The sequence below is a fragment of the Rhizobium sp. Root1204 genome (assembly GCF_001424965.1).
Taxonomy (GTDB): domain Bacteria; phylum Pseudomonadota; class Alphaproteobacteria; order Rhizobiales; family Rhizobiaceae; genus Pararhizobium.
The window spans coordinates 330,745-353,099 of sequence record NZ_LMCZ01000001.1; the positions used below are offsets into that span (position 1 = coordinate 330,745).

General features: G+C 61.4%; 19 protein-coding genes, 1 tRNA gene and 1 pseudogene. 13 read left to right on the forward strand and 8 right to left on the reverse strand.

Annotated features, from left to right (window positions below):
• Positions 1 to 47: 47 nt before the first annotated feature.
• A complete protein-coding gene (locus ASC96_RS01585; protein ID WP_060500692.1) occupies positions 48 to 1,073 on the reverse strand; it encodes a sugar ABC transporter substrate-binding protein in 1,026 nt (341 codons plus the stop codon).
• Positions 1,074 to 1,373: 300 nt separating this feature from the next.
• Here ASC96_RS01585 and ASC96_RS01590 point away from each other — a divergent pair, with 300 nt between their 5' ends.
• Positions 1,374 to 2,606, forward strand: a complete 1,233-nt coding sequence (locus ASC96_RS01590; RefSeq protein WP_060500693.1) for an ROK family transcriptional regulator — start codon at positions 1,374 to 1,376, stop codon at positions 2,604 to 2,606.
• Positions 2,606 to 3,034: an RbsD/FucU domain-containing protein gene (locus ASC96_RS01595; protein WP_060500695.1), complete on the forward strand. Its 429-nt coding sequence runs from the start codon at positions 2,606 to 2,608 to the stop codon at positions 3,032 to 3,034. Before ASC96_RS01590 ends, ASC96_RS01595 begins: the two co-directional genes overlap by 1 nt.
• Before the next feature lie 72 nt (positions 3,035 to 3,106).
• On the opposite strand, the gene ASC96_RS01600 is transcribed toward ASC96_RS01595, so the two are convergent.
• A complete protein-coding gene (locus ASC96_RS01600; RefSeq protein WP_060500697.1) occupies positions 3,107 to 3,490 on the reverse strand; it encodes a DoxX family protein in 384 nt (127 codons plus the stop codon).
• Between the two features lie 291 nt (positions 3,491 to 3,781).
• Here ASC96_RS01600 and ASC96_RS01605 point away from each other — a divergent pair, with 291 nt between their 5' ends.
• Positions 3,782 to 4,486, forward strand: a complete 705-nt coding sequence (locus ASC96_RS01605) for a Crp/Fnr family transcriptional regulator (protein WP_060500700.1) — start codon at positions 3,782 to 3,784, stop codon at positions 4,484 to 4,486.
• A 4-nt stretch (positions 4,487 to 4,490) separates the two neighbouring features.
• On the forward strand, positions 4,491 to 6,347 hold the full coding sequence (locus ASC96_RS01610; protein ID WP_060500702.1) for an adenylate/guanylate cyclase domain-containing protein: 1,857 nt from the start codon (positions 4,491 to 4,493) through the stop codon (positions 6,345 to 6,347).
• Between the two features lie 37 nt (positions 6,348 to 6,384).
• On the opposite strand, the gene ASC96_RS01615 is transcribed toward ASC96_RS01610, so the two are convergent.
• Entirely contained in the window at positions 6,385 to 7,008 is a 624-nt protein-coding gene (locus tag ASC96_RS01615) for a FecR family protein (RefSeq protein WP_060501376.1), read from the reverse strand.
• A gap of 221 nt (positions 7,009 to 7,229) precedes the next feature.
• Here ASC96_RS01615 and ASC96_RS34335 point away from each other — a divergent pair.
• The 9 genes and pseudogenes from ASC96_RS34335 to ASC96_RS01655 form a co-directional block, all read left to right on the forward strand.
• Positions 7,230 to 7,775, forward strand: a pseudogene (locus tag ASC96_RS34335) (sel1 repeat family protein); the annotation flags it as partial.
• A gap of 18 nt (positions 7,776 to 7,793) precedes the next feature.
• Positions 7,794 to 8,120, forward strand: coding sequence for a tetratricopeptide repeat protein (locus ASC96_RS34340; protein WP_347360122.1), 327 nt, complete (start codon positions 7,794 to 7,796; stop codon positions 8,118 to 8,120).
• A 275-nt stretch (positions 8,121 to 8,395) separates the two neighbouring features.
• Positions 8,396 to 9,202, forward strand: a complete 807-nt coding sequence (locus tag ASC96_RS01625) for a phosphodiesterase (protein WP_060500704.1) — start codon at positions 8,396 to 8,398, stop codon at positions 9,200 to 9,202.
• 168 nt (positions 9,203 to 9,370) lie between these two features.
• The gene (locus tag ASC96_RS01630; RefSeq protein WP_037204632.1) at positions 9,371 to 9,685 is read left to right on the forward strand and encodes a YkgJ family cysteine cluster protein; all 315 of its coding nucleotides are present in this window, start codon (positions 9,371 to 9,373) and stop codon (positions 9,683 to 9,685) included.
• A gap of 187 nt (positions 9,686 to 9,872) precedes the next feature.
• Complete coding sequence (putA, locus tag ASC96_RS01635) at positions 9,873 to 13,568, forward strand: trifunctional transcriptional regulator/proline dehydrogenase/L-glutamate gamma-semialdehyde dehydrogenase (protein WP_060500706.1); 3,696 nt, start codon at positions 9,873 to 9,875, stop codon at positions 13,566 to 13,568.
• A 114-nt stretch (positions 13,569 to 13,682) separates the two neighbouring features.
• Positions 13,683 to 14,267 carry a YigZ family protein gene (locus tag ASC96_RS01640; protein ID WP_060500709.1) on the forward strand — a complete coding sequence of 195 codons (585 nt, stop codon included), beginning with the start codon at positions 13,683 to 13,685 and terminating at the stop codon, positions 14,265 to 14,267.
• A 109-nt stretch (positions 14,268 to 14,376) separates the two neighbouring features.
• The gene (locus ASC96_RS01645; RefSeq protein ID WP_060500711.1) at positions 14,377 to 16,143 is read left to right on the forward strand and encodes an SLC13 family permease; all 1,767 of its coding nucleotides are present in this window, start codon (positions 14,377 to 14,379) and stop codon (positions 16,141 to 16,143) included.
• A 128-nt stretch (positions 16,144 to 16,271) separates the two neighbouring features.
• Entirely contained in the window at positions 16,272 to 17,258 is a 987-nt protein-coding gene (locus ASC96_RS01650; RefSeq protein ID WP_060500713.1) for an aldo/keto reductase, read from the forward strand.
• A 164-nt stretch (positions 17,259 to 17,422) separates the two neighbouring features.
• Positions 17,423 to 17,665 carry a hypothetical protein gene (locus tag ASC96_RS01655; protein WP_060501378.1) on the forward strand — a complete coding sequence of 81 codons (243 nt, stop codon included), beginning with the start codon at positions 17,423 to 17,425 and terminating at the stop codon, positions 17,663 to 17,665.
• A 52-nt stretch (positions 17,666 to 17,717) separates the two neighbouring features.
• On the opposite strand, the gene ASC96_RS01660 is transcribed toward ASC96_RS01655, so the two are convergent.
• The 5 genes from ASC96_RS01660 to ASC96_RS01680 all read right to left on the reverse strand — a co-directional run bounded on the left by ASC96_RS01660 (position 17,718) and on the right by ASC96_RS01680 (position 22,322).
• Entirely contained in the window at positions 17,718 to 18,149 is a 432-nt protein-coding gene (locus tag ASC96_RS01660; protein WP_060500715.1) for a GNAT family N-acetyltransferase, read from the reverse strand.
• Positions 18,150 to 18,295: 146 nt separating this feature from the next.
• Positions 18,296 to 18,372, reverse strand: a tRNA-Arg gene (locus tag ASC96_RS01665).
• A 201-nt stretch (positions 18,373 to 18,573) separates the two neighbouring features.
• Entirely contained in the window at positions 18,574 to 20,055 is a 1,482-nt protein-coding gene (locus ASC96_RS01670) for a HAMP domain-containing sensor histidine kinase (protein ID WP_060501380.1), read from the reverse strand.
• A gap of 19 nt (positions 20,056 to 20,074) precedes the next feature.
• On the reverse strand, positions 20,075 to 21,499 hold the full coding sequence (locus tag ASC96_RS01675) for an FAD-dependent oxidoreductase (protein WP_060501383.1): 1,425 nt from the start codon (positions 21,497 to 21,499) through the stop codon (positions 20,075 to 20,077).
• A 4-nt stretch (positions 21,500 to 21,503) separates the two neighbouring features.
• Positions 21,504 to 22,322 carry a TVP38/TMEM64 family protein gene (locus tag ASC96_RS01680; RefSeq protein ID WP_082511894.1) on the reverse strand — a complete coding sequence of 273 codons (819 nt, stop codon included), beginning with the start codon at positions 22,320 to 22,322 and terminating at the stop codon, positions 21,504 to 21,506.
• Between the last annotated feature and the right edge of the window lie 33 nt (positions 22,323 to 22,355).

The window sequence follows — 22,355 nt, forward strand, 5'->3', positions numbered from 1 at the left end:
ATGAAACCGCCCTTCCATATTGATTGTGTGCTCAAAGCCCTAAGGCATCAACCCCAGCACTTGTCCGTGCCAGTCTTGACGTCGATCGACTCGACGCCGGCGGCCGGCTTGTCGGTGACGAGTGCCACGCCCGTATCGAAGAAGTCCTTGCCTTCGGTCGGCTTCGGCTTGGTGCCGTCCTTGGCGTACTGGGCGATCGCTTCGATGCCGAGCGAGGCCATCAGCAGCGGATACTGCTGCGACGTTGCACCGATGACGCCTTCAGCCACCGACTTGACGCCCGGGCAACCGCCGTCGACGGAAACGATCAGAACGTCCTTTTCCTTGCCGACGGCCTTCAGCGCTTCATACGCGCCGACTGCAGCGGGTTCGTTGATCGTGTGGATGACATTGATGTCCGGATCCTTCTGGAGAAGGTTTTCCATGGCGGTTCGGCCGCCTTCTTCGTTGCCGTTGGTCACGTCATGGCCGACGATGCGCGGATCGTCCTCATCGCCAATCTTCGCCGGATCCTTGGGGTCGATGCCGAAGCCGATCATGAAGCCCTGGTCGCGCAGAACGTCGACGGTCGGCTGCGAGGGAACGAGATCGAGGAAGCCGATCTTGGCATCCTTTGCCTTGTCGCCGAGGGTGGCGGCGGCCCAGGCGCCGATCAGCTTGCCGGCCTGCAGGTTGTCCGTTGCGAATGTTGCATCGGCGGAACCGGGCGGATCCAGTGGGGTGTCGAGCGCGATCACGAGAAGGCCGGCATCCTGCGCCTTCTTGACCTGGTCAACGATGGCCTTGGTGTCGGAAGCGGCAATCAGGATACCCTTGGCGCCATCGGCGATGCAGGATTCGATGGCAGCAACCTGACTGTCATGATCGCCATCGACCTTGCCGGCATAGGACTTCAGGTCAACACCCAGTTCCTTGGCCTTGGCTTCGGCGCCTTCCTTCATCTTGACGAAGAAGGGGTTGGTATCGGTCTTGGTAATCAGGCAAGCCGAAACACCGGCGGCCTGGGCAGGGGCTGAAAATACGACGCCAAGCGCCAGCGCGCCGAGAGCGGCGGAAACAATAGTCTTCTTCATGAAATCCTCCCAAGGATTGAAAAATGGAACCGGCGAACCGGTCCGTCAGGCTTCGCCCACCGCAACATCTCCTCTGTGCGGGTGGCGCTTCCGGACACAAAACAAACATCAAAATGAAATGCTGTCAATAAATAAATCAAATTGAATTATTAAAAATCTGTGCCATTCTCTGCGCAGAAAATCGGCATGCGCCTCTCTTGGTTGCAGTGCATGCAAGAAACAAAATAAAGGCGCGATCAGGAGGCCAGTCCGGAACAACCCAGCCCGGATAGGAGGTCACGCTTTAGGGAGGTAACGGGCATGACATCTCAGGCCGGTTCCGGCGGTGCATCGACCGTTCCGGACGTCTTCGACCCCGGCGGCGGCGCAAATCTGACTCGCGTGCGGGCCTACAACGAACGGCTGGTCATGTCGCTGGTGCGCCGCCACGGCAGCCTGTCGAAGGCCGACATTGCCCGGCGTTCCGGCCTTTCGGCACAGACGGTGACGGTCATCATGCGGGCGCTGGAAAAAGACAACCTGTTGATGCGCGGCGAACCCGTGCGCGGCCGTGTCGGCCAGCCCTCGATCCCGATGCGGCTCAATCCGGATGCGGTCTATTCCTACGGCGTCAAGATCGGCCGGCGCAGCTGCGATCTCGTGCTGATGGATTTCGTCGGCAATATCCGCCTGCAGTTACATCAAGCGCATGCCTATCCGATGCCCGGCGACATCCTGTCCTTCATCGTAGAAGGTATCCCCAAACTCGAAAAGATGCTGACTGCGGAGCAACGCGAACGTATCGCGGGCGTCGGCATCGCTACCCCTTTCCAGCTCTGGAGCTGGGCCGAGGAGACCGGCGCACCGCGCGAGGCGATGAACAGCTGGCGCGGTTTTGATCTGCGCGAAGAGGTGGCGGCCCGCACCCATCACCCCGTGCTGATGCAGAACGATGCCACCAGCGCCTGCGGTGCCGAACTGATCTTCGGAGTCGGCTCTTCCTATCCGGATTTCATCTATTTCTATATCGGCTCGTTCATCGGCGGCGGTATCGTCCTGAACTCGGCGCTGTTTTCCGGCCGCACCGGAACGGCAGGCGCCGTCGGCCCGCTGCAGGTTTCCGATAAGAATGGCAAGCCGCAGCAGCTGTTGAAGATCGCTTCGATATACGTGCTCGAAAATCTGCTGCGCGATAAGGGCATAGACCCAAAGCCACTCTGGTATTCCGCTGATGAATGGATCGATTTCGGCGAACCGCTGGAAACTTGGATTCAGCTGACGGCCGCGGCACTGGCGCAGGCCATCGTCTCCTCCGCCTCGATCATCGATTTCGGCGCCGCCGTGATCGACGGAGGCTTTCCCGGCTGGGTACGCGAACGCATCGTCGCGGCAATCCGCAATGCGGCGGGCGAACTCGATCTTGAAGGCGTCATCCTGCCTGACATCATTGAAGGTGCTGTCGGTGCCCAGGCCCGCGCCATTGGTGGCGCCAGCCTGCCGCTGTTCTCCCGTTACCTCATAGATACCAACGTTCTTTTCAAGGAAACACCCTGATGCTGAAAGGTCTGAACCCGCTTTTAAGCCCCGAGCTTTTAAGCACGTTGCGCGCCATGGGCCATGGCGACGAAATCGCATTGGTCGATGGAAATTATCCCGGCATGGAGCATGGCCGCCGGCTGATCCGGCTCGACGGGCATCATCTAATCCCGGTTCTCGACGCCATCCTCAGCGTTCTGCCGATCGACGACTTCGTGCAGGAAGCCATTTTTCGCGCCACCGTGAAACAGGATCGTGATGCACTCGACCCCGTGCATCAGGACATTATCGACTGCTGCGCCAAATACGAACCCGACCGTGCAGTCACACCACTTCTCGGGCCGGAATTCTATCCGAGGGTTCGCGCAGCCCATACCGTCGTCCAGACCAGCGAACCGCGGCTTTACGGCAATGTCATCCTGCGCAAGGGCGTCATCTATCCTTGACGATTATCCAGACACGAAAAAGCCCGCCGATTTTCCCAATCGGCGGGCTTTTTTTATTCAGCTATTCAGCAATCAGGCGCGCTTGGCATCGACCGAAAGGGAACCGGCACCGAAGGTGGCGACGAACAGGAAGCCGCCAGCCATGGCCAGGTTCTTCATGAAGTGGATGTCGTTGCCGGCAACCGAGAAGTCACCATGGCCGATGAACGCCGTGGCAACGCAGAAGAGCGCCAGGATGTAAGCTGCCGGGCGGGTGAAGAGGCCAACGAGAATGGCAAGACCACCGAGCAGTTCGACGGCGGTGACGAGGATGGCCGTGACCATCGGGAGCGGCAGGTTCATGCTGCCGAAATAGCCGGCAGTGCCGCCGAGTGCGGTGAGCTTGCCGTAGCCGGCGATAATGAAGAGGATCGACAGAAGGATACGTGCGACGAGGAGGACTGCATTCTGCGGCATTGGAAGAGACTCCGGTTGGGTTCTTTGTTGGCGACAGATTTATCAGCAATTCCCAATTCATCCAGCCCATGCGCCGGAGACAGATCGTTCACAATAAGTAGACGCCTTGCGCAGATCGTCAACCGAGCAAACGGTCACGTGTAATGAACATCGTTGTGACAGCGAAACCACCATGGCAGCGCCAGCATATCCCGGGCATTACCGCATCCTGAGTGTTTTTTGTTGCAACGCCTTAAAGACTGCGAGAAGAATTTCGGCGGGGCAGCAATGAATTTGCGGATGGGGAAGCAAATGAGCGAGATCAACAAGAGTCCAGCCTTCTGGCGTTCCTTTCCGATTTTCGAGGAATTCGACAAGGAGACGATTTCTGCGATCGCAGCACTTGCGACCTATCGCAAATGGACGCCGGGAACGGTGATTTTCCAGCGCGGCGATGAGGGTAATTACATGATTGCCGTCCTGTCCGGCCGCATCAAGCTGTCGCTGATCACGCCACAGGGCCGCGAATTGCTGCTTCGCCATATCGAGGCTGGAGCGCTTTTCGGCGAAATGGCCATTCTCGATAACCAGCCGCGTTCCGCCGATGCAACGGCGATCACGGCGACTGAAGGCTATGTCATCAGCAAGAAAGCCTTCCTCGACTTCATCACCCACACGCCGAATGCAGCGGAATCGATCATCCGTTATCTCTGCTCGCAGCTGCGCGACACGACAGACCGGCTGGAGACGATCGCGCTTTACGACCTGCACGCTCGCGTCGCGCGTTTTTTCCTCGCCACACTGAAACAGATCCACGGAACCGACCTGCCCGAAAGCGCAAATCTCCGCATCACGCTCAGCCAGTCCGACATTGCTGGAATACTCGGCGCCAGCCGCCCCAAGGTGAACCGGGCCATTCTGGCGCTGGAGGAAAGCGCCGCGATCAAGCGGGTCGACGGCGTCATCACCTGCCACATCGGCCGCCTGCAGAAGATCGCGGAACCGGAGGAGGAATAACCCTTTGAAAAGTTTCCGCCTGGCCCGAATCCGGCCGCTTTTTGCGGGGGCGGCTGCGAGCCTTTTCAGCGCATTGCTGCTGTTCTTCTATGGTGGGCCTGCGCTTGAGACACAGCGGGAACAGTTTTTCGATTCCCTCACCCAATGGGTTCCGGCGCCCCAATCGGCAGAAATCGTCGTCATCGACGTCGATCGCAAATCGATGCAGCAGTTGCAGGACAAGACCTGGGGCCGGAGCGAAATGGCCGGTCTCTTGTCGAAATTATCAAAGGCGGGCGCCAGGGCTGTCGCCCTCGATTTCATCTTCAGTACGGCCTGCGATCCGGCGGAACCATCCAACATTGCCCTGACGCAGGCGATTTCCGGCGTGCCCGTCATTCTCGGCTTCCTGATCGCCGATGGGGGACCGGAGCATCCGGCCCCCGTGCCGCCGGTTGCGGTCCGCAAGCCGGTCACCATTCCCGATCTCTGGTTCATCAATGGCGCGGAAGCATCCTGCAGCTTCCTGCAAACGGCGTCGCACTCGGCAGCAGCGGCGTTTCTGGTGGGCGACGAGGATGCCCGTATCCGCCGGGTCCAGGCTTTCTCGATTATCGGCAATGACGCCTATCCGGCGCTGGGGCTGGAAGCCGCGCGGTTGGCCGCAGGCGGCCGCACGCCAATTCTGGGCGGGCAACCCGCCTGGCTGAAGCTTGAGAGCCGGTTGATCGAGCTGGACGAGGATGGCAGCCTGCGTTTTGCCGCCAGCCCGATTGGCGCCATCGAGGCGCGCACGGTGTCGGCGGGCGATGTGCTGAGCGGCGCGGTTGCCGAGGGACGTTTCAAGGACAAGACGGTGCTGATCGGCAGCAGCCTGCCCAATCTCGGCGGACTGCGCTCCACCGCCTCGATGCCGCTTGAGCCATCGGTGCAAATCCATGCCGACATCGCCAATGCCGTGCTTACCGGCTTCATTCCCGAGAGACAGGCAAGACTGCCCCTGTTCGAAGCGGCGCTGGCCCTGATCGGCGGGCTTTTGGTGGCTTTTGTCGCCACGCGCCTGCGGCCGGTCACCGCCGTTGCCCTCGGGCTTCTGGCCATCTCCGCCACGATCGCCGCGGCCACCGCGATCTATGCCGGCTCCGCTCTCCTGGTCGATGCCGTCGGCATCAGCCTTGCTCTGATCTTCGTACTTGCCGTGACCAGCACGCTGCAATTCGCCCGTGTGCGGCGGGCGGAATCCGCGGCGCGCAGCAAATTCTCGCAATACCTGCCGCAATCCGTCGTCGCGCGATATATCGATAACCCGGATGACGACCGCGTGGCGGGAGAAGAACGCCCGGTCACTGCCCTGTTTACCGATATCGAGGGCTTTTCCACACTATCCCAGAAGCTTCCGCCACGCGATCTCGTCACCCTGCTCGACATCTACTACGCTGAGGTCAACGGTCTCGTCGCACAGTATGGCGGCATGGTCGACAAGGTGGTTGGCGACGCGGTGCATGCCTTCTTCAATGCGCCGGAGGATCTGGATGACCACGTCAACAAGGCGATCGACTGTGCCGAGGCAATCCGGGCTCTGACGGAGGAAATGCGGCAGCGTCCGGGTTTTGCCGAACACCAGTTCGGCCGCACCCGCATCGGCATCGAAACGGGGATCGCCGTGCTCGGCGAAGTCGGCGCCGGTGGCAAGCTCGACTATACCGCGCATGGCGACTGCATCAACCTTGCTGCCCGGCTTCAGGAAGCCAACAAATTTCTCGGCACCGCCATCTGCATCGGCCCGGAAGCCGCCGTCCAGAGCGGCCGCACACTGCGCTCGGTCGGCATGCACGAAATCCGGGGCTTTGGCGAAATGGAGCTGTTCACCAGTCAAGCCTGAACAGGCTTGGAGCGCTTCTGTCTAACGATGGGCCGCTCTAACGTTTCAGACCGGCGCTGGCATAAGCCTCGACGATCCGGGCTTCCTTCCATTTCACAGTCTCGTTCGGCGCTTCGCCCGGCTTTGCAATCTCGATGCCTTCACCGGCACCAACCAGCCGCTGGACTCCGCCGGCATCCACAGACACTTGGCCGTGTTCGACGAAGACGGCAAAGACACCGCGATTGGGGCCAGCAAAAAACTTCGTGCCCCGCACGCCGATCATGCCGAACGTGGTGCGCAGCGCCAGATCGATCTTCGGCAGGCCCTCCGGCCGGTCAAAAACCATCTGCCCCATCCCGAGCTCCATCGTCCCCCCCTGGCCGGCAATGAAGCTGTCGAGCAGCAGCTCCGTCTTGCTGCCCAAAAGGATGCGCGTGTCACCGACCAGCGCCAGATCGGCAAAACTGTCGCTGCCGGTCGCCACAAAATCATTGTCCATGATCTGCGCGCCCGTTGCCAGCCCTTCCTGCTTTTCCGCCCGCTTGAGATTGACCTTGCCGCGCACGTCAGATGCCTTGCCGATCACCGTACTTGCCTGGGTCGGTATGGCCGCAAGACCACCGGCGACCAGCGCACAGCCGGCGATGAATGTCCGCCGCCCGATAAGGCCTTGCCGCAGCAGTTGAATGTCTGGCGTCATTGTCCTTGCTCCTTGTTCACATAACCCGGTTTTCGGCGAGCGATCCATATCGGCGGGGTGGGAAATCCCGCTTCCGTCTGGATGCCGCTTTTCCCGGCCTGTCCTGATCCTCCTCTCCGGCTGCACCACGGACTGTTTCCCAAGGAACAGCCGCAGACCGGCGTGCGCCATAGGGTGACACAAACGCCAAGGAGAACGCCATGAAAAACGGACCCAGCAAGCGCATTTCAGCCATCAACGCGATCCTGCTTACCGCCGTCAGTCTGCTTTCAGTCGCCGCGATCGCCATTCCTTCCGCTCGCGCTGCCTCGGCGCTGCTGCCGGCAGACCAGTGCGATGCGGAAGCAGGCAGTGAACACGATCTGCAACGCAACCTCGCCTTTCGCCCCGTCGCGACCGAGGACATCCGCATCGGCATTGCCCTTTCGGCTTGCCGCGAGGCTTACAACCAGGGCAGCGGCCCCCGGCAGACCTTTGAGCTTGCCCGCGTGCTCCATGCTGCCGGCCAACGCGGGCAAGCCATGGCGATGCTGGAAAAGGCGGCGGAGGGCAACCATGCGGTCGCGATGGTGAATTATGCCGTGATGCTCGGTGAACGTGGTGACCATGCAGCGGAGTTTGCGCTCTACCAGAAGGCTGCCGCTACCGGCAATATTCTCGCCGCCTACAATCTCGGCGTTGCCTATCGCGACGGCATCGGCACGTCGGCCAACGGTGAACTTGCAGCGCAATGGTTCGAGCGGGCATCGGCCGCCAAGGATAATCTGGGCGCCTTCAATCTCGCCGTCATGCTGGATGAGGGCACGCAGATTCCGGAAGATAACCACAAGGCCGCACAATTTTACAAACTCGCCGCCGATCGCGGCAATGTCGATGCGATGGTCAATCTCGGGCTGATGCTGGAGAACGGCGAAGGCATGCCCGTCGATCGCGCTGCCGCAACTGCAATGTTCAGCCAGGCCGCCGAAATGGGTGACGTGTTCGCGCAAGGCAAGATCATTCAGCCGGCAATCGCCATCGCCGCCGCGACCGGCATCGAGCCGAACGAACAGGCAAGCCTGACTGTACCAAAGGCGGGCCGGGTAAAGTGAAAAGCCAGAACTGCGGCGCGGCACCGTTTTCCCCGGATACAGACCGGCCGCGAAATTGATCTATCCGCTGACGGTTACCACGCCCGCGGATTTTTCACATCGATAGTCCGCCTTGATGAGTACGGCGTGCCTTACCAAGGGCGTGGCCTGGGATGTGGTTTGAAACCGGCCCCTCTGATCGAATCCTCCCAATTATGTTGCTTGACGTGCGCCGCATCCAGCGACAGCGTGAATCTATTAATTAGAGTTTTCTTTTTTAATCGGATTTCCGCGAAATGACGAAGCTCATTATCTTCACCGACCTGCATATGGTGCCCGTGGGGCAGTCCATCATTGGCCTCGATCCGTTCAAACGGCTCGCCGCCGGTATCGACCACGTCAACCGTTACCACGCCGATGCGGACAGGATCATTGTCATGGGCGATCTGGCCCACCGGGCCGATCAGCCCTCCTACGAGCGGCTGAAAGGTCTGCTGGACCAGCTGATCCCGCCGCTTGCCATCACCATAGGCAATCATGACAACCGCGAAACCTTTCGCGATGTCTTTCCAGACGTTGCGACAGACGACGACGGTTTCGTCCAGCAAGTCATCGATTTTCCCGATTGCCGCGCCGTGATCCTCGATACGCTGTTTGCACCGCCTTACGACTACCCGCGCAGCCATGCCGGTTTCCTCTGCACCAAGCGGCTTGCCTGGCTCGACCGCCAACTGGAGACCGCAGGCGACTTGCCGGTGCTGTTGTTCATGCACCATCCGCCGCACGCCACCGGCTTTACCGGCATGGACCTGATGCGGCTGATCAATGAGGTGGATTTCTACGACGTCGTCAAACGCCGGGGCAATGTGCTGCACATTTTCGCTGGCCATGTGCACCGGACGATTTCGGGCTCCAGTCGCGGCATTCCGTTTTCGGTGTTCAAGAGCCCAGTCCACCAGCAGCCGATGCCCTTTGATGCGCCTGACCCTTCGCTCTCCGTCGACGAACCCGCCGCCTATGGCATCGCTGTGATGACCGACACCGGCATTCTGGTGCATACGGAAGACTATGAGATCGCGATCAGGGAAGCGGCGGTGGCGTGATGGGTCAGGCCCCTCCCCCTCGTGGGGAGGGGTTGGGGAGGGGACTTTCTGTTTATAAAAGAGCCCCTCCCCTCCGCTTCGCTACGACCCTCCCCACAAGGGGGAGGGTTAACCCGTGTATGACGCCACCCCATTCCGTTCCCGCATGATTTCAGCTACCCTACCCGCATGACCCTTGCCGTTCCCACCGATGATTTCGACTGCCAGAGTTGCGGCGCGTGCTGCAGCTATTCCGAAGACTGGCCACGGTTTTCACTTGAGACTGACGAGGAACTGGACCGTATCCCGGCAGAATATGTGTCAGCCGATCTTGGCGGCATGCGCTGCGAGGACAATCGCTGTTCGGCGCTCGACGGAAAGCTGGGCGTTCATGTCGGTTGCAAGATCTATGCCGTGCGCCCGATTGTCTGCCGAACCTGCATGCCGGGCGATGACGAATGCCTGATGGCTCGCCATAAACTATCCCAGAAAGTGCTTCTCTGACACCGGATCATCCGGCTCAATCTGGATACGGCCGCAGAGTGTACGGTCTTGACAATCATAATCGGTGAAACATCCGCCGTAAGTCTCATTTTCCCGGATAGCTATCCGGAGCCGTCTACCCTATTTTGCGCCCATGAATTCCGGGCCACACTGCGTGTGCCTGACAGCTTCGAACAGGGACGATCTGATGAGCCAGCCGCTGCCGCAAAACACTTCTAATAGCCCGACCGCTCCCTTTGCCGATTTCGCCCCGCCGATTGCCGAACAGACCGCCTTGCGTCAGGCAATCACCGCCGCCTATCGCCGCCCCGAGACCGAATGCCTGCCGCCGCTGGTGGCGGCCGCGACGCTTCCCGATGATGTTCGCGCCCGCGCCAGGACGACGGCCCGCAAACTGATCACCGCCCTGCGCGCCAAGCACAAAGGCTCCGGTGTCGAGGGTCTGGTGCATGAATACTCGCTGTCGAGCCAGGAAGGCGTGGCCCTGATGTGCCTGGCCGAAGCCCTGCTGCGCATTCCCGACACCGCAACCCGCGATGCGCTGATCCGCGACAAGATCGCCGACGGCGACTGGCGCTCGCATATCGGCGGCGGCCGCTCCCTGTTCGTCAACGCTGCCACCTGGGGTCTCGTCGTCACTGGCAAGCTGACCTCGACCGTCAACGATCGCAGCCTGTCGGCCGCGCTCACCCGCCTGATCGCACGCGCTGGCGAGCCGGTGATCCGCCGTGGCGTCGATATGGCGATGCGGATGATGGGCGAGCAGTTCGTCACCGGTGAAACCATCGACGAGGCGCTGAAGCGCTCGCGGCCGTTGGAAGCCCGCGGCTTCCGTTATTCTTACGACATGCTGGGAGAGGCCGCGACGACAGCCGCCGACGCCACGCGCTATTATGCCGACTACGAAAACGCCATCCACGCCATCGGCAAGGCGTCCGCCGGCCGCGGCATCTATGAAGGCCCGGGCATCTCGATCAAGCTGTCGGCCCTGCATCCGCGCTACGTCCGCGCCCAGTCGGCCCGTGTCATGGGCGAACTGCTGCCAAAGGTGAAGGCGCTGGCGCTGATCGCCAAGAGCTACGATATTGGCCTCAACATCGATGCCGAGGAAGCAGACCGGCTGGAACTGTCGCTGGATCTTCTGGAATCACTGCGCCTCGACCCGGCCCTGTCCGGCTGGAACGGCGTCGGCTTCGTCGTCCAGGCCTATGGCAAGCGCTGCCCGTTCGTGCTCGATTTCATCATCGATCTCGCCCGCCGTTCCGGCCACCGGATGATGGTACGCCTCGTCAAGGGCGCCTATTGGGATGCCGAGATCAAGCGCGCGCAGATCGACGGTCTCGAAGGTTTCCCGGTCTATACCCGCAAGATTTACACCGACATCTCCTACATTGCCTGCGCCAGCAAGCTGCTTGCCGCCAAGGACGTCATCTTCCCGCAATTTGCCACCCACAATGCGCAGTCTCTGGCAACGATCTATGAGATGGCCGGGCCTGACTTCAAGGTTGGCGATTATGAATTCCAGTGCCTGCACGGCATGGGCGAGCCGCTTTACGACGAAGTGGTCGGCAAGGCCAATCTCGACCGCCCGGCCCGCATCTACGCACCAGTCGGCACGCATGAGACGCTACTTGCCTACCTTGTCCGCCGCCTGCTCGAAAACGGCGCCAACTCCTCCTTCGTCAACCGCATCGCCGATCCGGCCGTCTCGATCGACGACTTGATCGCCGATCCGGTCGATACCGTCCGCGCCATGCCGGTGATGGGTGCCCAGCATGATCAGATCAAGGCGCCGGTCGATCTCTACGCCGGGCGAGCGAATTCCGCCGGTCTCGATCTTTCCAACGAGACATCGCTGTCGATGCTCTCGGAAGCGTTGAAGGCAAGTGCCGCGACGGACTGGAAGGCTGCGCCACATCTCTGCGCCGAAACCCTGCGCGGCGAGAGCCGCCCGGTCCTCAATCCCGGCGATCACCGCGATATCGTCGGCTCCGTGATCGAAACGGCCGAGGATGACGCGCGCCGTGCCGTCGAGATCGCCCGCGCCGAAGGTGCCAAGTGGAGCGCCGTTTCGCCCAGCGAGCGCGCCCAATGCCTGGTGCGCGCCGCCGACCTGATGCAGGACCGCATGCCCGCACTCCTCGGCCTGATCGTCCGCGAGGCCGGCAAGTCGCTGCCCAACGCCATCGCCGAGGTCCGCGAAGCCATCGACTTCCTGCGCTATTATGCCGAACAGGCAACTCGCACGCTCGGCCCGGCGCATCAGGCGCTCGGCCCGATCGTCTGCATCAGCCCCTGGAACTTCCCGCTGGCCATCTTTGCCGGCCAGATCGCCGCAGCGCTGGTCGCGGGCAACCCCGTGCTGGCCAAGCCCGCCGAAGAAACGCCGCTGATCGCTGCAGAAGGTGTTCGCATCCTGCATGAGGCAGGCATCCCGGCCGAAGCGCTGCAATTGCTTCCGGGCGACGGCCGTGTCGGGGCTGCCCTCGTCGGCGCGCCCCACATTGCAGGCGTGATGTTCACCGGCTCGACCGAAGTCGCCCGGCTGATCCAGGCGCAGCTTGCCGACCGGCTGTCGGCCTCCGGTAAGCCGATCCCGCTGATTGCCGAAACCGGCGGCCAGAACGCCATGATCGTCGATTCCTCAGCACTTGCCGAACAGGTTGTCGGCGACGTCATTGCATCCGCCTTCGACAGTGCCGGCCAGCGCTGCTCGGCGCTGCGCGTGCTGTGCCTGCAGGACGATGTTGCCGATCGCGTGCTGACCATGCTGAAAGGCGCCCTGCACGAACTCGATATCGGCCGCACCGACCGCCTCGCCGTCGATGTCGGCCCGGTGATCACCGGGGAAGCCAAGGGCATCATCGAAAAGCATATCGCCGCCATGCGCGGTATCGGCGCCAAGGTCGAGCAGATCGCGCTGTCGCCAGCCACGGCGCAAGGCACATTCGTGCCGCCGACGATCATCGAGCTGAAGCAGCTTTCCGAGCTGAAGCGTGAAGTCTTCGGTCCGGTGCTGCACGTGCTGCGCTATGAGCGCGACGATCTCGACCGGCTGATCGACGATATCAACGCCACCGGTTATGGCCTGACCTTCGGCCTGCATACGCGCCTCGACGAGACGATTGCCCATGTCACCTCCCGCGTGAAGGCCGGCAATCTCTACGTCAACCGCAACATCATCGGCGCCGTTGTCGGCGTGCAGCCCTTTGGCGGACGTGGCCTGTCCGGCACCGGCCCGAAGGCCGGCGGCCCGCTCTATCTCGGCCGCCTCGTCACCACGCCGCCGGTTCCGCCGCAGCATAGCTCGGTTCACACCGATCCGGTCCTGCTCGATTTTGCCAAGTGGCTGGACAGCAAGGGCCTGAAGACACAAGCGCAGGACGCCCGCGAAACCGGCAGCCAATCGGCACTTGGCCTGACGACCGAGCTTGCGGGACCGGTTGGCGAGCGCAATCTCTATGCGCTGCATCCGCGTGGCCGTATCCTGCTCGTGCCGGAAACAGCCGATGGCCTTTACCGCCAGCTGGCCGCAGTGTTCGCCACCGGCAACGCCGCCGTCGTCGATACCGCTTCCGGCCTCAAGGAAGCGCTCGCTTCACTGCCCGCCACCGCCGCCGCCCGGGTTTCCTTCACCGCTGACTGGCGGATGGATGTGCCTTTTGCCGGTGCATTGATCGAAGGCGAAGCGGAGCGCATCCGAACGGTCAACAAGAAGATCGCAGCACTTCCCGGCCCTCTGGTCCTGGTTCAGGCAGCCTCGACGGCCGAGCTTGCCAAAAACCCGGACGCCTATTGCCTCAACTGGCTGCTCGAAGAAGTCTCCACCAGCGTCAACACGGCGGCGGCTGGCGGCAATGCCAGCCTGATGTCGATCGGCTGATAGGACGCTTCTTTCCCAGCCCATCCTGGTCTTGACCGGGATGGGCAGAAACCTTTCTCGCCTGTTGGCATCAAGGCTCTCGATGCGCTATCACCGCGCAAACGGAACCGGCGAATGTTTACGCTTCAGCGCATCGAGACCCAGACACAGGAAATCAAGAAAAGCCGTTTCCTGGCAATCTGCGGGCCTGTGGGCAACGAAGAAGAAGCCCGCGACTTCATCACCCGGCATTCGGACCTGACGGCCAGCCACAATTGCTGGGCCTATCGCATCGGCCAGACCTATCGCTTCAGCGACGATGGCGAACCCAGCGGAACGGCGGGAAAACCGATCCTCCAGGCAATCGACGGTCAATCGCTGGATCACGTCGCCGCCGTCGTCACCCGCTGGTTCGGCGGCACGTTGCTCGGCAGCGGCGGGCTGATGCGCGCCTATGGCGGCACGGCGGCGATGTGCCTGCGGGCGGCGGAGAAAACCGAAGTCATCGAAACCGTGACGGGCAGCGCGGTCTGCGACTTTTCCGATCTCGCTCTCATCAAGGCGCGGCTTACCGCGCTTGGCATCACGATCAGCGCCGAAGCCTTTACCGGCACTGGAGCGGAACTGTCGTTGCAAATTCCCAGGGATACGGCCGAGACCGCTTCCGCCATCATCCTCGACCTCAGCCGTGGCCGCACGTTTCTGAAGCTCGGCGACTGAGATTTTTGCCCGTGCCCCGGCTTGACCGGCGCGATCCCCGCCTATCTTTTTCCGCAACCGCATCGATTTTGCATTTCGGGCGTTTAACGATACCCATCAGGATACGCCCATGCGCACGGACCAATGGCTTTCTCTCCTTGTCATCGCCCTGATGATGGCCGCATTCCTATGGGGGCGTTACAGGTACGATATCGTCGCTGCCGGATCGCTGCTGGTGGCCGTTGCCATTGGGATTGTCCCGGTCACGGAAGCATTCTCCGGCTTTTCGGATGACATCGTCATCATCGTTGCCAGTGCGCTGGTGGTTAGCGCCGCCATATCCCGATCCGGCATCATGGAAATCGCGCTGCGCCGCTTCTCGCCCGAACGGCGCGGCCCGCGGGTCCAGTTATTCATTCTGGTCGCGGTCGTGGCTGTTCTCTCCGCTTTCATCAAGAATATCGGTGCTTTGGCCATCATGATCCCCGTTGCGTTCCAGATGGCGCGGAAGTCGCGGGTTTCGCCATCGCTGTTCCTGATGCCCATGGCTTTTGCCTCACTGCTGGGTGGGCTGATGACACAGATCGGCACCTCGCCGAACATCATCGTTTCGCGGGTGCGCGAGGAAATCACCGGCACGCCGTTCACGATGTTCGACTATACGCCGGTCGGAGCCGCCCTTACGCTGGCCGGCATTGCTTTCCTCGCGGTCTTCTACAAGCTCCTGCCGGAACGAGTGAAAGAACAGGCTTCGCTCGACGAAGCGCTCCGGATCAAGAACTACACCACCGAAGCGCGCGTCACTGCGCAATCATCGGCAACCGGACAATCCATCAGCTGGCTGCAGAAGCCGGCGCAGGGCGACGCCATGGTGACGGCCATCATCAGCAATGGCGACAGGAAGCGCTCGCCGCTGCCGGACACTGTGCTCAAGGAAAGCGACCTGCTCATCATCGAAGGCGAACAAGCCGCACTCGACCGCATCGTCAAGGAAGGCAAGCTCCAGCTCTCCGATCGCAAGCATGAAAAGGATACGATCAAGGACGTCGGCTCCGTCGAGGCTGTTGTCGGCGAACATTCGCAATTGATCGGGCTCAGCGCCAAGGATGTGTCGCTGTTTGAAAACACCGGTCTCAACCTTCTGGCCGTCAGCCGCCGCGACAAGCGCTTCACCGAACGCCTGGGTGAAATCAAGATCCGCAACGGCGATGTGCTGGTGCTTCAAGGCGACCTTCGCCGCCTGCCGGACCTTTTGCGCGAATGGGGCTGCCTGCCGCTGGTGGAGCGCGACCTGAAGCTTGGAAGCGTACGTAACAGCATCGTTCCACTGCTGATCCTGATCGTCACGATGGGCGCAACAGCCTTTGGCGGCGTTCCCGTCGCCCACGCTTTTTTCGCTGCCGCATTTTTGATGGTGGTGTCCGGTTCACTGCCATTGAAAGACGTCTACGAACATCTGGACGCGCCGATCCTGATCATGCTCGCCGCCTTGATCCCGATCAGTGATTCCCTCAGAACCACCGGGACGACAGATATCATCGCCAGCCTTCTGTCCAAACTCGCTGCCATGCTGCCGCCCTCCGGTGCCCTGGCGCTCATTCTGGTGGCCGCCATGGCTGTGACACCATTCCTCAACAATGCGGCAACGGTGCTGGTCATGGCGCCTATTGCCGCGACCTTTGCGGAAAATCTCGGTTTCCGGCCGGATGCGTTCCTGATGGCGGTGGCGATCGGCGCCGGTTGTGATTTTCTCACCCCTATCGGACACCAGTGCAACACGCTGGTCATGGGACCCGGCGGCTATCGTTTCGGAGACTATGCCCGCCTTGGGCTGCCGCTGTCGGCCATCGTGCTGGTCGTCAGCATTCCGATGCTGTTGCTGGTCTGGCCAATATAGATGCGGAAGACCGGAACCGGCCGCTTGGTTGCCTGTCACATCCGGCATAAGAATGTCTTTTAGAATAAACTGCCCTCCTCCCGACGGGAACACCAAGGCGGCATGACTGCCAAACGAGGAAATACGCGATGAAAAACAGAACATTGGGACGCACAGGTGCTGCCATTTCCGAAATCGGCTTCGGCGCCTGGCAGATCGGCGGCGCCTGGGGCGACGTGACGGAGGAAGACGGCAAGCGCGCCCTGAACGCAGCCCTCGATGCCGGCGTCACGTTCGTCGACACGGCCGACGTCTATGGCGACGGCCGCTCGGAAAAGATCATCGCGTCCGTCTTGAAGGAACGCGGCGGCGAAAAGCCCTTCGTTGCCACCAAAGCCGGCCGCCGGTTGAATCCGCATGTGGCCGAAGGCTATACCGCCACCAATATCGAAGCCTTCATCGATAGAAGCCTCACCAATCTCGGCGTCGAGACACTCGATCTCGTGCAGCTTCACTGCCCGCCGACGGAAGTGTTCTACCGGCCGGACATGTTCGGCGCGCTCGACGACCTGACCGTCAAGGGCAAGATCCGCAGCTATGGCGTCTCCGTCTCCAATGTCGAGGAAGCGCTGAAGGCGATCGAGTATCCGGGCGTCGCGACGATCCAGATCATCTACAACATCTTCCGCCAACGCCCGCATGACCTGTTCTTCGAGCAGGCGCAGAAGAAAAATGTCGGCATCATCGTCCGCGTCCCGCTGGCGTCTGGCCTCCTGTCCGGCAAGATCACTGCCGATACCAAATTTGCCGATGACGATCATCGCAAGTTCAACCGGAACGGCGAATTCTTCGATGTCGGCGAAACTTTTGCCGGTGTGCCGCTGGATGTGGCGCTCGAAGCCGTCGAGCAGGTGCGGCCGCTCGTGCCACAGGGCGCGTCGATGGCGCAGTTCGCGCTCGCCTGGATCCTCCAGAGCCCGGCCGTCTCCGTCGTCATTCCAGGGGCTCGCAACGAGGCACAGGCGAAGGCCAATGCCGCGGCAAGCGAACTCCCAGCCATCCCAGCAGAAACGCTGGCAGCCCTTGCCGATGTCTATGAGCGCCTGATCAAGGTTCACGTTCACCAGAAATGGTAAAAGCCAATGCCGCGCCGGTTCTTCCGGCGCGGCACGCTTATGCTGATTGGAGTTCTCCCAATCAGGTTTTGGCAATCGCACCAGAGACGAAACAGTTTTTTCCGGCTATAGCGGCCCTGCCGGAACGTATGATCGCCCGGTCAGCAACGACACCGGAGAACACCATGGCGTTTGATCCCATCAAGGCACTTACCAACTATTCGGACGCGGAGTGCACGGTACAGTTCTTGATTGCCGGCGCTGCGGCCTCAGTCTTTCCGTCGCTGGAAGCAGCCGTAATCTTTGCCCGCGAAAACGGCGCCGGCTGGAAAGACGTCGAGATTACCGTGCATCTCGACCGCGAAGACATCACCTACGCGACAGGAAAAACCCGCACCCTGATCGAAGCTCTGCGGCAGAAGAAATAACCCCGCATGATCGGCCAAGCGGGCGTGGCGGCAAACAGCGGCTGCGCCGCTGTTACTTGAGCGGGATCAATCCCGCATCCGTTTGGGTAAAACCGCAAGCGTCGAAATAGAACGGGCGGAGGTCGGGATCGAAATCGACATGAAGCCACTCGCAACCGGCTTCCCGCGCGCGTTCAGTCGCTTCTTTTATCAACTCTGTCGCAAGACCCCGCCGCCTCGATGTAGCTGCTATCATCGTGTCCAGAACGAAGGCATGGACGCCTCCATCCCAGGCGACGTTGACGAACCCGATGAGCTTCCCTGATCGCCGCAAACAGACCCAGCCCAAGCTGAAGTGATTGACCTGAGTCCACCAATCATCCTCGAACAAACGATGCTCGAAGCACTCCGCATGCAGCAAGTTGACTTCGCCGTTCTCAAATGGACCCCGCCACTCGGTAATCACCGGCGGTTCGGTTGCGTCATCATAGAGAGCTGAATTCATATCGACGGAAACTCATCAGCGCAGCGCCTGAGATCACGGACGATAGCGTTCAGATCACGGGACCGCAGTTGAAATTGCTATGACCTTGGCCATCGCGTCAAGCGATGCAATCAGTGGCATTTGTCGTTGATATTTCTGTAAAAAAATGGCGCACCCGAAGAGATTCGAACTCCTGACCCCCAGATTCGTAGTCTGGTGCTCTATCCAGCTGAGCTACGGGTGCGTTTCGCTGCGGCGTCAACCGCTTGCGTGGCGATCCTCTAAAACGTCCCACCGGGGAATGCAAGCGAATTTCGGCAAAAAAATTCTTTTTTGATGAAACTACCCGCTTATACCCTTGAAACTGTGGATGGATTTCAGCCGCAAAGCCTTTCCACAGCGCTGTTTGGGGCGCGTGGGAGAGGGCTTCAAAAAAATTGGGCAATCAGTGACGAGCTTTCGAGCGGAAAGCGTCCAGGGGGACGGGACGGTCGGGTAACTCGATTCTGAACAGGGTTCCCGGTGTCGATTTTTCCACCAGCGCGATGGTGCCGCCATGCGCGAGCACCAGTTCACGCGCGATCGCGAGCCCGAGGCCGGTGCCACCGGATCGGGCAGAGCCTCTGAAGGCGGTAAACAGGTTTTCGCGCGCCTTGGGCGGCATGCCGGGGCCGGTGTCATCGACAGAGATGCTGACGACACTGCCCGTGCGCATCGCCGAAACGCTGATGAGGCGCGCAGCGCCGCTGTCGGCATGATCGTTCATCAAGGCCTGTACGGCGTTGCGGCAGATATTGTGGACAACGCGAAACAGTTGCTCACTATCGGCATCAACCTGCAGGCCGTCAGGAATTTGAATCTGGAACTCGATCCCGGCATTCGGGTCTATCGCCAGCATTTCGCCGACATCGCTTACCAGCGGCCGCAACGCGACGAAACGCCGGTGTGGTTCCGGCTCGGTGGTGCGCCCATAGGACAGAACTTCGGTCGTGTAACCGACGGCCCGGTCGATGGTGCGCAGCAGCGTCGGGGCGAAGCGCTTGACGATGGGATCGTCGACATCGGCAAGGCGGTCCGAGATCAGCTGCGCCGACGCCAGGATGTTACGCATATCGTGATTGATCTTCGACACAGCAAGCCCGAGATCGGCCAGGTTCTTCTGCTGCTTCAGCGTCTTCTGCAATTGCTGCTGCATCGCCGACAGATGCTGGCCGGCGATCGAGAGTTCGTCCCGGCCCGGCGCCGGTTCCAGGACGCGGGCCGGATCGGCCGGAGCGGCCGCAAAATCCTGCATGTTGGTGGTCATCCGGCGGATCGGCACAATCATCAGCCGGTTGATGGCAAGAAAGATCAGCGCGGCCGTAAACAGGGAGATGGCCAGCGACAGGAAGAAGACGTTGCGCGAATAGACCAGCATCGCCTTGCGCAGGCTGGCATCCTCCATCACCACTTCGATGATCGCGTTGCTCTCACCGATCGGCCCATAGATCCGCACCACCTTGTCGCCGCCGAACAGCAGCGTGTCGAAGGCATCGCGGATCGCGGCGATCGGGGTCATCGCGGCGACGTCATACTGGGCATCGATTTCCGGCGGCATGTCCACGGCGGCGATCAGCCGCGATTCGTCCTTTCGCCGGAGAACGATGGCCTTGGTTCCCGTCGCCATCAGGGTTTCTTCCTGCAGAGGCCGCGACAGCTGCACGTCTTGCAGGCCATCGACCACAACGCCGGCGGCGGCGGCCGTGTTCAAGCGGTCTTCCATCCAGCGGATGCGCATATTGGCAACGGACGGCACGAAGATCAGCACCTCGGCGAGCATGACGAAGACAACGGTCAGAAACAAAAGCCTGCCGGAAAGGCCGCGGAAAAAGCCAACGCGGGCCGGCTGCCTTTGAAGGGCCGTGGTTGCTGTCGTCTCTGCCGTCATGTCGTCGAATTCCATCGTCTCAGCCGAAGCGTCTGAGCAGGCGGATGATGGCCCGGACGAACGGCGCGCGTGTCAGGGGCGTATAATAGGCGATGACGGCCCGTTTTCCAATCTCCGTCATGGCCGGATAGGGGACGATGGCATTGCGGACATGACGCAGCGACTGGCCGTTGGCAATCAGCAGGCTCCACATGTTGATCATTTCGGCCGCTCCGGCCCCGGTTATGCCGACGCCGAGAATCTTTCCGCGCTTGCCCGTGACGATCTTGATCAGGCCCTCGGTGGCACGTTCCGCCTGGGCGCGGTCATTGTCCGCATAGGGCCAGCGAAGAACCTCGACGGCGCCGTAACGTCTGCGGGCTTGCTCTTCATCCAACCCGGCAGAGGCGATTTCCGGATCGGTGAAGGTGGCGCGCGGGACGATGTCACGGTTTTCGCGGGCGGGCAGCCGGAACAGGATTTCCCGCAGCACCAGCGAGGCGTGGTAATTGGCGGCATGGGTGAATTGCAGCCCGCCCGCCACGTCGCCGATCGCATAGACCCTGTGGTTCTGCGTCCGCAGGCTGCGATCAACAGAAATGCCCGTTACCGACACGCCGATACCGGCAGCCTCGAGGCCCAGCCCCGACGTATTGCCCCGCTTACCGGCCGCGACGAGCAGGGCGCTGCCTTCGATGGTGACCGGGCCAGCCGGCGTTTCGCAGTGGAGATGCAGGCCAGCCGCCGTTTTCCCGACAGACAAAACCTGGCTGTGTTCGAAAATATCGATGCCTTCGCCACGCAATCCGTCAAGCACGATGCCCGCCAGTTCGGGGTCCTCCTTGGCCAGCGCCCTGCCCGCATCGACGACCGTCACTCTCGCCCCCAGCCGCCGGTGCGCCTGCGCCATCTCCAGCCCCACCGGCCCGGCGCCGATGATGATGAGATGCTGCGGCAGGCTCTCGAGGTCAAACAGCGTTTCGCTGGTGAGGTAATCGATACCGGCAAGGCCCGGAACCGGCGGGATGACCGGCACGGATCCCGTCGCGATGACGAAACGGCGGGCGCGGATGGTATAGTCTCCGGCGATGACGGTATTACCGTCGGTGAATTGTGCATCGGCCTTGATGACTGTGACGCCCATGGCGGCGAACCGTTCGGCCGAATCATTCGGCGCGATGGCATCGATCACCGAACGGACATGCGCACGCACTTTCTCAAAATCGATCAACGGCTCACCGGCGATCACGCCGAACTCGGCCGCCTTGCGGACCGCATGGGCGTGTTTGGCGGCGGCGATCAGCGCCTTCGACGGCACGCAGCCGGTGTTCAGGCACTCGCCGCCCATCAGCCCGCGCTCGATCAACACGACGGGCACACCGAAGGCGGCCGCACCTGCGGCAACGGAAAGCCCCGCCGAACCGGCACCGATCACGCAGATATCGGGAGAAAGTACCGTTGCCACGCCGTCAGTCTTGTCCACGATCACCCGCCGCCTGCCGTTTTTCGCGAGCAAATTGCACCAGAAGCGGCAGGGCGGCAATGACGGCGAGCGCCATGAAGGCGACGGTCAGTTTTGGCGTCAGGAAATCGGACAACCGCAGGGCCCTTCCATGTTCCGCCGCCTCGCCGATAGCCTCCTCGAAGCCGCAGCCAAGCCATGTGTAGGCGAATGTGCCCGGAATGATGCCGACCACGGTGGCCAGCGCAAAGGTGCGCAGACTGACGGCGAAGAAAGCGGGTGCGATATTGACGACGAAGAAGGGAAACATCGGCGCAAGACGCAGCACCAGCAGATAGCTGAAGGCATTGCGGCTGAAACCCGCTGAAAAGCGTTTGAGAAACGGCCCGGCCCGCCGCCGGAGAATATCACCGAACACCGTGCGTGCACCGGCAAACAGAAGACAGGAACCGATGGTGGCAGCAATGACGACGATGATGCCGCCAGCCAGCCAGCCGAACAGGAAGCCGGCAAAGATCGTCAGCACCGATGCCGCTGGAACCGACAACGCCACAACGGCAGCATAGACCGCGAAGAACAGCACCACTGCCCGCACCGGATGGCGCGCCACCATATCGAGCAGCACCTCGCGCTGATCCGCCAGCCAGCCGAGCGACACATAACGGTGCCACCCCAGCCCATAGGCAAGGGCAAGGCCTGCGGCCAGCACGAGAAGCGGAGCAATGCGCAGCGCCAGCGGCGGCCCTCCCGGCACCTTGTCCCCTGCTGTCGTTTCCTGGCCGCCTTCCACTGTCAGCTGCTGCCTTTCGCGCTCATTCTGTTCCATCGCCCAGCATTAGAAGGAAAGTGCCATCCGGAC